The organism is Phytobacter sp. V91 (assembly GCF_965644225.1).
Taxonomy (GTDB): Bacteria; Pseudomonadota; Gammaproteobacteria; order Enterobacterales; family Enterobacteriaceae; genus CBFFRJ01.
This window is the reverse complement of the sequence record NZ_CBFFRJ010000161.1, coordinates 1-10,704: the sequence shown is the minus strand read 5'-3', so window position 1 is coordinate 10,704 and position 10,704 is coordinate 1. Positions and strand designations below refer to the sequence as shown.

8 protein-coding genes and 2 pseudogenes are annotated in these 10,704 nt (G+C 52.9%); 8 read left to right on the top strand and 2 right to left on the bottom strand.

Features of this window, described 5'->3' with window-relative positions; all coding sequences use genetic code 11:
• Positions 1-68: 68 nt before the first annotated feature.
• The 5 genes and pseudogenes from ACSZO4_RS22745 to ACSZO4_RS22725 form a co-directional block, all read left to right on the top strand.
• Positions 69-728: pseudogene (locus tag ACSZO4_RS22745) on the top strand (oligogalacturonate-specific porin KdgM family protein); the annotation flags it as partial.
• Positions 729-1,103: 375 nt separating this feature from the next.
• Positions 1,104-1,994 (top strand): carbohydrate ABC transporter permease, encoded by an 891-nt coding sequence (locus tag ACSZO4_RS22740; protein WP_437891320.1) that lies wholly within the window; start codon positions 1,104-1,106, stop codon positions 1,992-1,994.
• Positions 1,987-2,889: a carbohydrate ABC transporter permease gene (locus ACSZO4_RS22735; protein ID WP_437891319.1), complete on the top strand. Its 903-nt coding sequence runs from the start codon at positions 1,987-1,989 to the stop codon at positions 2,887-2,889. The genes ACSZO4_RS22740 and ACSZO4_RS22735 overlap by 8 nt, the downstream gene beginning before the upstream one ends.
• A gap of 11 nt (positions 2,890-2,900) precedes the next feature.
• On the top strand, positions 2,901-4,028 hold the full coding sequence (locus tag ACSZO4_RS22730) for an ABC transporter ATP-binding protein (protein WP_437891318.1): 1,128 nt from the start codon (positions 2,901-2,903) through the stop codon (positions 4,026-4,028).
• A 20-nt stretch (positions 4,029-4,048) separates the two neighbouring features.
• Positions 4,049-5,335 (top strand): ABC transporter substrate-binding protein, encoded by a 1,287-nt coding sequence (locus ACSZO4_RS22725; RefSeq protein WP_437891324.1) that lies wholly within the window; start codon positions 4,049-4,051, stop codon positions 5,333-5,335.
• An 89-nt stretch (positions 5,336-5,424) separates the two neighbouring features.
• Here the strand turns inward: ACSZO4_RS22725 and nfsB are convergent, their stop codons facing one another.
• Complete coding sequence (gene nfsB, locus ACSZO4_RS22720; protein WP_437891322.1) at positions 5,425-6,078, bottom strand: oxygen-insensitive NAD(P)H nitroreductase; 654 nt, start codon at positions 6,076-6,078, stop codon at positions 5,425-5,427.
• Between the two features lie 210 nt (positions 6,079-6,288).
• On the opposite strand from nfsB, the gene ACSZO4_RS22715 reads away from it, so the two are divergent.
• The 3 genes and pseudogenes from ACSZO4_RS22715 to ACSZO4_RS22705 all read left to right on the top strand — a co-directional run bounded on the left by ACSZO4_RS22715 (position 6,289) and on the right by ACSZO4_RS22705 (position 9,335).
• Entirely contained in the window at positions 6,289-7,221 is a 933-nt protein-coding gene (locus ACSZO4_RS22715) for a LysR substrate-binding domain-containing protein (RefSeq protein WP_437891317.1), read from the top strand.
• 90 nt (positions 7,222-7,311) lie between these two features.
• Entirely contained in the window at positions 7,312-8,151 is an 840-nt protein-coding gene (locus ACSZO4_RS22710) for a MurR/RpiR family transcriptional regulator (RefSeq protein ID WP_437891316.1), read from the top strand.
• 230 nt (positions 8,152-8,381) lie between these two features.
• Positions 8,382-9,335 (top strand): annotated as a pseudogene (locus ACSZO4_RS22705) (aldo/keto reductase).
• Between the two features lie 5 nt (positions 9,336-9,340).
• On the opposite strand, the gene ACSZO4_RS22700 reads toward ACSZO4_RS22705, so the two are convergent.
• Positions 9,341-10,522, bottom strand: coding sequence for a multidrug effflux MFS transporter (locus ACSZO4_RS22700; protein WP_437891315.1), 1,182 nt, complete (start codon positions 10,520-10,522; stop codon positions 9,341-9,343).
• Between the last annotated feature and the right edge of the window lie 182 nt (positions 10,523-10,704).

The window sequence follows — 10,704 nt, the reverse complement described above, 5'->3', positions numbered from 1 at the left end:
TCATACAGCTCAGCTAAGGTAAGGCTAATACAGATAAGGACTCCACTGAACCCCACCGATTAAATCGCACCTTCCCTCAGGCAGTAACCTTCGATTATCGCCACGAATTAACGGATGCCGGAGGCAACTCGCATAAAGACAGATTGCTGATGTCACACCGTTTTGCCAACGGCTTTGGTTTATCGCTGGAAGGTAAATGGAAAGGCGCGCAAAACAAAGACAAGATGTATCACGAGACCGTCAGTAACGGTACCGAAGTGGTGGCAAGCTATGTCTATAAATTTAACCCAACATTCCAGCTCGAACCTGGGTTTTCACTGGACTCCAGCTCATCGTCTAACAACTATCGTCCATACCTGCGCGGCAAGGTCAATATCACCAAAGATATTGGGGCCTCTTTACGCTATCGCCCTTACTACAAGCGCCTGAGCACCAATATTGGCGGCAGCAAAGACACCTCTGAAACGGGGTACAACCTGACTACCGTGCTGTCATGGAAGTTCCTCAAAGACTACAGCCTGGACTACGAGTTTGACTATAAGAAAGCAAATTCAGCGGGCGTAATTCTGTCGGACAATGAAGATTACGAGTGGACGCACGATGTTAAATTGACATGGAACATCGACAAAAACTGGTCGCCTTACACCGCGATTGGCAACGTCCCGGGCAGCAAAACCACGGATGAAAGGCAGACCCGCTTCCGCGTTGGTGTGAAATACTCGTTTTAACAGCTGTTTTTATCATTTTGGATGATGCTTTAAGAAAAGCCTTATCTTTCAATGAGAAGTTAATTATGTCGGCTCGTGTAATAGCAAAATTATCGAGCCGATCACAATTTGAAACATTGTTTCTACCCCGATCACACTTTTGAGATTTATCAAATGACCGGGCCATAAATTTACATAAAATGAAACGGTGTTTTAGAAAGACTATTGATGAACTTTATCGCGCCATGCAGCGGGCTGTTATGCGTGCGTTCACCGGCATTAACAGGGAAAAACTTATGCCTGACACCAGACATATTTTTTCATGTACAGGCTCCCGACGGGTCTGTGTTAACACCTTAATATTATCTTTTTCATACTTGTTGTCAGAGGGTCTGTATGAATGAAAATAAACTTCTGGGACTGGCCTGGATATCACCCTATATCATTGGGCTGATACTCTTTACTGCCTTTCCGTTCGTTTCATCTTTCTTCCTCAGCTTTACTGAGTATGATTTGATGAGTCCGCCTGTATTTAATGGTATTGAAAACTACCGCTACATGTTTACCGAAGATACGCTCTTCTGGAAATCAATGGGCGTGACCTTTGCTTATGTATTTTTGACTATTCCATTAAAGCTTATTTTTGCGCTGGGAATTGCTTTCGTCCTTAATTTTAAATTGCGCGGAATTGGTTTCTTCCGTACTGCCTATTATATTCCATCGATTCTTGGCAGCTCCGTGGCAATCGCCGTGTTGTGGCGTGCGCTGTTTGCTATTGATGGTCTGCTGAATAGCTTTATCGGCGTGTTTGGTTTGGATCCGGTTAACTGGCTTGGCGAGCCGTCACTGGCGTTAATGTCCGTGACGTTACTGCGCGTCTGGCAATTCGGGTCTGCAATGGTCATCTTCCTGGCCGCGCTACAAAACGTGCCGCAATCGCAATATGAAGCGGCCATGATCGACGGCGCCAGCAAATGGCAGATGTTTATGAAAGTCACCGTGCCGCTCATTACGCCGGTTATTTTCTTCAACTTCATCATGCAAACCACGCAGGCATTCCAGGAGTTTACCGGTCCATACGTCATTACCGGCGGCGGCCCGACCTACTCCACCTATCTGTTCTCGCTCTACATCTACGATACCGCGTTCAAGTACTTCGAGATGGGATATGGCGCGGCACTGGCTTGGATCCTGTTCCTGGTTGTCGCCGTCTTTGCAGCCATCGCCTTTAAGTCGTCGAAATACTGGGTGTTCTACTCCGCCGATAAGGGAGGCAAAAATGGCTGATATCCAGCAAATCTCAGAGGCAAGAACCCTTGCTGAGCGTGAAGTCGCCCGGACGCTGCGGCGGGAAAAAATCAACGCCACCGTCCGCTATATCATTCTGGCGTTTGTTGGCCTGCTGATGCTCTACCCGCTGGTATGGATGTTTTCGGCGTCGTTTAAACCGAACCATGAGATTTTTACCACCCTGGGTCTGTGGCCAACCCATGCCACCTGGGACGGTTTTATCAACGGCTGGAAAACCGGCACGGAATACAACTTTGGCCATTACATGCTCAATACCTTTAAGTATGTGATCCCGAAAGTCATTCTGACCATTATCTCGTCGACCATTGTGGCCTACGGTTTTGCCCGCTTTGAGATCCCGTGGAAGAACTTCTGGTTCGCCACGCTCATCGCCACCATGTTGCTACCGAGTACCGTGCTGTTGATCCCGCAGTATCTGATGTTCCGTGAGATGGGCATGCTCAACAGCTATATGCCGCTCTACTTGCCACTGGCCTTTGCCACGCAGGGATTCTTTGTCTTCATGCTGATCCAGTTTTTACGCGGTGTCCCGCGTGACATGGAAGAAGCCGCGCAGATCGATGGCTGTAACTCCTTCCAGGTGTTGTGGTACGTGGTGGTGCCTATTTTGAAACCCGCCATTATCTCGGTAGCGCTGTTCCAGTTCATGTGGTCGATGAACGACTTTATTGGCCCACTGATTTATGTCTACAGCGTGGATAAATACCCCATCGCGCTGGCGTTAAAAATGTCCATCGACGTAACCGAAGGTGCGCCATGGAACGAAATTCTGGCAATGGCGAGTATCTCGATTCTGCCATCCATCATCGTGTTCTTCCTGGCACAACGCTACTTCGTGCAGGGCGTGACCAGCAGCGGAATTAAAGGTTAAGAGGAAATATCATGGCTGAAGTTATTTTCAACAAACTGGAAAAAGTTTATTCCAACGGCTTCAAAGCGGTACATGGTATCGACCTGAAAATCGCCGAGGGAGAATTTATGGTGATTGTCGGTCCATCCGGCTGCGCCAAATCCACCACCCTGCGTATGCTGGCCGGGCTGGAAACCATCAGCGGCGGCGAAGTGCGCATTGGCGACAAGGTAGTGAACAACCTTGCGCCGAAAGCGCGTGGTATTGCGATGGTGTTCCAGAACTACGCGCTGTACCCGCATATGACGGTCCGCGAAAACCTCGCGTTTGGCCTCAAACTCGGCAAGATGCCAAAAGCGCAGATTGATAAGCAGGTGGATGAGGCAGCCAAAATCCTCGAGCTGGATGAACTGCTCGATCGTCTGCCGCGCCAGCTCTCTGGCGGCCAGGCACAGCGTGTTGCCGTGGGACGTGCGATTGTGAAAAAGCCGGACGTCTTCCTGTTCGATGAACCGCTGTCTAACCTGGATGCCAAACTGCGTGCGTCCATGCGTATCCGTATTTCGGATCTGCACAAGCAGCTTAAGCGTTCGGGAAAACCGGCCACCACTGTTTACGTAACCCACGATCAGACCGAAGCGATGACCATGGGCGACCGTATTTGCGTGATGAAGCTTGGTCATATTATGCAGGTCGATACCCCGGACAATCTCTACCACCGTCCTAAGAATATGTTCGTTGCTGGTTTTATCGGCGCGCCTGAGATGAATATCCGCGAAAGCAAACTGGTCGATAACGCGGGTAGCCTGGCCTTCAGCATCGGCAATGAAACCATGCCATTAAGTGAAGCATTACGGGAAAAAGTGGCTGCTTATCAAGGACAGGAAGTCTTTTACGGCATTCGCCCGGAATTCGTTTCTCTCTCCGATACGCCTTTTGCGCAGGGCGGTTGCAGCGGAGAGATGGTTCGTGTGGAAAACATGGGCCACGAATTCTTCGTTTACCTGAAAGTTGCGGATTATGAGCTCACAGCACGCATTCCTTCAGATGAGGCTAAGCCTATGATTGAAAAGGGACTCAATCGCAATGTGTTCTTCAAGTTTGATATGAATAAGTGCCATATCTTTGATGCAAAAACGGAACAAAACATCTCTCTGTAAGGGGTCTAATAATGAAAAAAATGAAAAAAGTGCTTTTGAGCGCTGCGGTTTCAGCTTGCCTCGGCCTTACTGCACTGCCATCCATGGCAAAAGATGTCGATTTACGTATGTCCTGGTGGGGGGGCAATGGTCGCCATCAGGTCACGCTGAAGGCGCTGGAAGAGTTCCATAAACAGAACCCGGACATCTCGGTAAAAGCGGAATATACGGGCTGGGACGGGCATTTGTCGCGTCTGACCACGCAAATTGCCGGCGGCACCGAGCCGGACGTGATGCAGACCAACTGGAACTGGTTGCCGATCTTCTCTAAAAATGGCGATGGTTTTTACGACCTGAATACCCTGAAAGATACCATCGACCTGAGCCAGTTCGATGCCAAAGAGCTTCAGTCCACCACCGTCAATGGCAAGCTCAACGGGATCCCAATTTCTGTTACCGCGCGCGTGTTCTACTTTAACGACGAAACCTGGAAAAAGGCGGGCGTTGCCTATCCGAAAACCTGGGATGAGTTGAAAGCGGCGGGGAAAGCCTTTGAAAGCAAGCTGGGCAAAGAATACTACCCGGTGGTGCTGGAGCATCAGGATACGCTGGCGCTGCTGAACTCTTACATGATCCAGAAGTACAACATTCCGGCAGTGGATGAAAAAGCGAAGAAATTCTCCTACAGCAAAGAGCAGTGGATTGAATTCTTCCAGACCTACAAAGCGCTGGTTGACAGCCATGTTATGCCGGACACCAAATACTATGCCTCATTTGGTAAGAGCAACATGTATGAGATGAAGCCGTGGATCCAGGGTGAATGGGGCGGCGTCTACATGTGGAACTCCACCGTGACCAAGTATTCCGACAACCTCAAACCGCCAGCTAAGCTGGAACTGGGCAGCTACCCGATGATGGCAAACGCCACGGATGCGGGCCTGTTCTTTAAACCTGCGCAGATGCTCTCTATTGGTAAATCCACCAAAGACCCACAGGCCGCAGCGAAGGTCATTAACTTCCTGCTCAACAGTAAAGAAGGCGTGGAAACGCTGGGCCTTGAGCGTGGCGTTCCGTTGAGCAACGTGGCGGTGGAGATCCTGACCAAAAACGGCACCATCAAAGAGAGCGATCCTTCTGTTGCCGGGTTGCGTCTGGCGAAATCACTGCCTGCTAAACTCACCGTTTCACCTTATTTCGACGATCCGCAGATCGTGGCGCAATTCGGCACCGCTCTGCAATATATCGACTACGGACAAAAAACCGTTGAGGAGACCGCAGTGGACTTCCAGCGTCAGGCTGAACGTATCCTGAAACGCGCGATGCGCTAGCGATGTGTGAGTTCGTGGCAGGCTAAAACGGCTTCCCCGTCAGGGGAGGCCGTCATCCGTTTAACGCCGCCAGATGTTATCTGCGGGCATCAAATAAAGGTAAACACGTCTTCACGCGGCAGACGGGACTTAGGCAGAGCGGCATTGAAGTCTTTCTCGCTGCGGTAACCGAGCGACACCAGCACCACGCTGGTCAGTCCTTTTTCACGCAGGCCAAGTGCGAGATCCAGCCCGCGTTGATCAAATCCTTCCATTGGCGTGGCGTCGATACCGAGCATCGCCGCGCCCAGCAGCAGGCCGCCCAGCGCCAGATAAACCTGTTTTTCCATCCACTGCGGGACATCGCGCGACTCATAGCGGTGCATATCAACGTATGAGCGGCGGCTCTTATCCTGGCCTGCCTGCGCGCCGTCAGCTACAAAACGGCCATCGTTGTTTTCCTGAGCCAGCACATTTTGCAGATGCTGCTCGGTGATATCGCTACGCATACACAGAGCAATAACGTGGGAAGCATTCAGGACTTTAGGTTCGTTATAGGCGTAGGCGCCAGTGGTGGATTTCGCCATCGCTTCGCGGCCTTCGGGCGTGGAGGCGACCACAAAGTGCCACGGCTGGGAGTTCACCGAAGAGGGACTGTTATGCAGCACATTCAGCAGGGTATCAATCAGATCCTGGGGCAATGTCTTGCCGGGTTCAAAAGCCTTAACGGTATGACGGGCAACAACTGCATCATCTAAAGTCATCATCTCTCTCCTGGCTAAAAAATGAAAAATCGGGAGCGTGCCGCCCCGTCTGGTGGGTTGAGAATAAACGTAAATGAAGGTGAGATAAATCACCCTAATCATGCAGCACTTTCACTCGAAAAGTGAAAATAGCCGCCTGACCACTTTGCTCAGTGGGGTTTTTCTGGCACAAAGGGGGCTGTCGCCACGCTATCCGGCCCGGGAGCCAGTATGATCCGCCTTGAAGATGTCACTTTGTTTGTCCGCGCTGCGGCGCTGGGCAGTTTTTCCAATGCGGCACGGGAAGTCGATCTCTTACCGGGGCAGGTGAGCGCCGCCGTTCATCGGCTGGAGCGCTCGCTGGATAAACGCCTGTTCGTGCGCTCCACGCGCAGTCTGCGTCTGACGGCAGAAGGCGAAAAATACCTGCCGTTTGCCCAGGAGATGCTCGCGGTGGTGCAGGCCGGAGCAGAAAGCCTGCACAGCGGGGATGATGATATTCAGGGTGAACTGCGTATGGCGGTTCCGTCGGACATTGGCCGGAATGTGCTGCTGCCGCTGATTACCCGGTTCTGCGAGCAGCATCCGAAAGTCTCTCTGCGCTTATCGCTCTCGGATCAAATCAGCAATGTGTTTCGCGACCCGGTGGACATTGCTATCCGCTACGGGGCACTGGATAACAGTAGCTACGTCGCGCTGCCGCTGGCCGAGGACAATCGCCGCGTGCTGGCCGCCTCTCCTGCGTATCTGGCAAAACAGGGACGGCCGCAAACTCTCGACGACATCACTCGTCATCACTGCCTGCTGTTCACCATGAACAGCCATGTTTATGACAAATGGAGCTTTGGCCGGGGGGATGCGCGTCGTCAGTTGATCGTGAAAAGCCGGATGTTGTGTGACGATGCGGATGTCGCCCGCCGCTGGGCCATTGACGGCATGGGGATTGTCTACAAATCCTGGATTGATATCAGCGAAGATGTTCAGGCAGGACGACTGGAAGTGCTGTTGCCGCAATATCCCGGTGAAGCCGCGCCGCTAAACCTGATTTGCCCACACCGCAAGCAATTCTCGCCGGCTATTCGCCAGCTACACAGCACCCTGCGTGAGCACCTGTGCGCCACCACGGCATTGCTGAATACATTACCGATATTTCATTCAACCTGATAATAGAAATTCAATTTCATTATAGGAATGAAAATTTCTTTTTGTCTGTTATCATAGCGCAATCGAAATTTTTATTTCAGTGAGTGCGCTATGGCGAACCATCCCACCCAACTCTCGATTTTGCAGGAAGAGATCCGCACACGTTATGACAGCTTAAGCAAGCGGCTGAAGCAGGTCGCGCGCTACATCCTGGACAACAGCAACAGCGTGGCCTTTGATACGGTGGCCTCCATCGCGCAAAACGTGGATGTTCCGCCCTCAACCTTGATCCGCTTTGCCAGTGCTTTTGGTTTTAGTGGCTTCAATGAAATGAAACAGGTTTTTCGCCAGCATTTGATGGAGGAGACCGCCAGCTACACCGAACGCGCGCGTCTTTATCGTCAGACGGCGAGCGAAGATAAGGCGACTGCGCCGGAACAGCCCGCCGAAATTCTCAACATCTTTTCTCTGGTGAATGCCCAGGCGCTGCAACAGTTGGTTAATCAGACGCGACCGGAGCAACTGGATCAGGCGGTGGCCCTGCTGCAGCAGGCCGAAAATATCTACGTGATTGGGCTGCGCCGCTCGTTCAGCGTGGCGAACTATATGACTTACGCCTTGCGCCATCTTGAACGACGCACCTTTCTGATCGACGGCCTTGGCGGCATGTTTTCTGAACAACTCAGCATGATCGGTCCTCTTGATGTGGTGATCGCCATCAGCTACTCGCCCTACTCGCAGGAAGCCCTTGAACTGATTGAGCTGGGGGCCAGGCGCGGGGCGAAACAAATTGCGATAACCGACAGCCTGGTGAGCCCTCTGGCGGCGTTCAGCGATATCTGCTTTGTGGTGCGTGAAGCCCAGGTGGACGGTTTTCGCTCTCAGGTGGCCTCTATGTGCCTGGCGCAAACTCTGGCGCTTTCCCTGGCGCTGGATCCCACGGGCAGTTGATCGAATTGTGGCCATTGCCGCAGGCCTTATGCCGTTTTTGGTCTTTCGATGGGCAAAGATAATCTGTCTAAAAGCCACATTTTGCTAACCCCATCGGGGGGACCTGGCGATTATTGTGTAAGACAGGCAAAAAATCAGGGCTCCGGTTCAGTGATGAACCGCTCATTGTCGTCCGGACCGTACAGGCAGGGAGCGCGCACGTCAGTCCGTCATCTCAAAGGTATTTGCACATGGCTTTACGTTCATTAGGCACGACTGGTTTACAGATCCCGGCGCTGGTTTTTGGCGGTAATGTATTTGGCTGGACCGTGGATGAGAAGCAGAGTTTCAGTTTGCTGGATGCGTTGCTGGAAAGAGGGTTGACCGCGATCGACACCGCAGACGTCTACTCGTCCTGGGCGCCGGGTAACAAAGGCGGCGAATCTGAGACCATTATTGGTAAATGGCTGGCTGCCCATCCAGGCGCACGCGATAAGGTGACCCTGTTTACCAAAGTGGGTTCGGATCTGGGCGAGCCGGGCAAAAAAGGGCTCTCTGCCCGCTGGATTGCGCAGGCGGTGGAAGACTCATTGCGTCGTCTGCAAACCGACCATATCGACCTCTATTTTTCCCACTGGCCGGATAGCGAAACCCCTTACGACGAAACCCTCGGCGCCTATGAAAAACTGCTCAAGGCCGGGAAAATTCGCGCCGTGGGCGCCTCCAATCTGAATGCTGAGCAGTTGCAGGCTTCCCTGAAAGCGGCGGACGAGAACGCGCTGCCGCGTTATCAGGTCTTGCAGCCGGAATATAACCTCTATGACCGTGAAAGTTTCGAGGGGGCATTGCAGGATCTGACCGTCCGGGAAAACATCGGCGTGGTGACCTACTACAGCCTGGCCTCCGGCTTCCTCTCAGGTAAATACCGTAGTGAAAGCGATCTCGGTCAGAGCCAGCGTGGTCAGGGTATTGGTTAATATCTGAATGCGAGAGGTTTCAGCATTCTCGATGCTCTCGACCAGGTGGCTGCTGCCCATCAGGTTAAACCGGCTGAAGTCGCGCTGGCCTGGCTGATTGCCCAGCCCGGCGTCACTGCGCCGATCGCCAGTGCGACCAAAATCGCCCAGGTGGACAGCTTTGTCACTGCCCTTTCCCTGACGCTCTCAGCACAGGAGATTGCGGCGCTGAATAACGCGGGCAAATAAACGGCTTACCGGGTTGCGGTTTTGCGACCCGGTAAAATAATGATCGCGGCGCTGGCGAGGGTAAAAAATGCCATGATCCAGGCCATCGTCCACGGGGTGCCGTCGTTAAACAACGCCAGCAGCAGTGAAGAGACGATGCCGCTGCCATATTGTAGCGAGCCAATCAGCGCTGAGGCTGACCCGGCCATCGTCGGCACCTCATCCAGCGCCGCCGCCGTTGAGGTTGCGGCAATAATGCCGTTCATCGAGAAATAGATAAACACGCTCACCACCACCGCCGCAATGCCGCCCAGCTGCCACTTCACCAGGACCGCCAGCACCACAACCGCCAGGGCTGCCACCGTTGCGGCTATCTTCAGCAATCTTTCAAGTGGGTGTCGCCCAACCAGCCTGCGGTTCACCATGCTCATGCCCATCACCCCGACAATATTGACCGCGAACAGCCAGCCGTAATACTGCGGATCAATGCCGTAGTAACTGATGTAGACCGCGGGCGAGCCGGTGATAAACGCATAGGCGGCAACGTAAAAGAAGGTCAGGCTCAGGGTGTAGCGCATAAAAAGGGTGTTTTTCAGCAGCGACCCGTAGTTGCGAAAAGCGCCACTCAGTGAAGCCGGAGTGCGTTTCTCTGCGGGCAGGGTTTCCGGTAACAACCACAGTGACAGAAACATCAGCACGCCAATCACCGCCAGCAGCCAGAAGATGGCATGCCAGGAGGTAAAACGAATGATCTGCCCGCCCATCAGCGGGCCGGCGATCGGCGCAATCGCCATGACGATAATCAGGGTGGAAAGCATCTGCGCGGCACGGGTACGGCTAAAGAGATCGCGGATCATCGCCCTCGCCAGCATCGGCCCGGTACAGGCCCCCATGGCCTGAAAGACGCGCCAGAAAACTATCTCATTGATCGAGCTGGAATGCGCGCAGCCCAGCGAACCAATAACAAACAGCACCATGCCGATAAACAGCGGCACCCGGCGGCCAAGGTGGTCGCTGATCGGCCCCCATACCAGTTGGGCGAGGGCGAAGCCAACCAGAAAGCCGGTGACGGTGAGCTCAATATCCCCCTGCAACTCAGCGGCCATGACGGGCATGGCGGGCAGATAAATATCCGTCGACAGCGAGGTGAACGCCATCAGTGCGCTGAGGATCGCAATGAACAGCGGCCCGGTTGTGGTTTTAGTCATAGATTCTCGATTAGTAACAGCTTGATGCCCGGGCAGAGGAGGAACGCGCCGGGGCGTGACAGGCGCTATTTTAATCGCTTTGATGGTGTCGATAATCCTGCAGAATGAGCCTGTACATAAAATTGTGTAATTGCCTGATTTTGATATGTTCAATCCAACATCAAAAGCAGGTTAATTTATGG

Bases quoted from the DNA above. Each gene is read 5' to 3' on its own strand.
- ACSZO4_RS22740 (WP_437891320.1), top strand. From the start codon at position 1,104: ATGAATGAAAATAAACTTCTGGGACTGGCCTGGATATCACCCTATATC.
- ACSZO4_RS22735 (WP_437891319.1), top strand. From the start codon at position 1,987: ATGGCTGATATCCAGCAAATCTCAGAGGCAAGAACCCTTGCTGAGCGT.
- ACSZO4_RS22730 (WP_437891318.1), top strand. From the start codon at position 2,901: ATGGCTGAAGTTATTTTCAACAAACTGGAAAAAGTTTATTCCAACGGC.
- ACSZO4_RS22725 (WP_437891324.1), top strand. From the start codon at position 4,049: ATGAAAAAAGTGCTTTTGAGCGCTGCGGTTTCAGCTTGCCTCGGCCTT.
- nfsB (WP_437891322.1), bottom strand. From the start codon at position 6,078: ATGACTTTAGATGATGCAGTTGTTGCCCGTCATACCGTTAAGGCTTTT.
- ACSZO4_RS22715 (WP_437891317.1), top strand. From the start codon at position 6,289: ATGATCCGCCTTGAAGATGTCACTTTGTTTGTCCGCGCTGCGGCGCTG.
- ACSZO4_RS22710 (WP_437891316.1), top strand. From the start codon at position 7,312: ATGGCGAACCATCCCACCCAACTCTCGATTTTGCAGGAAGAGATCCGC.
- ACSZO4_RS22700 (WP_437891315.1), bottom strand. From the start codon at position 10,522: ATGACTAAAACCACAACCGGGCCGCTGTTCATTGCGATCCTCAGCGCA.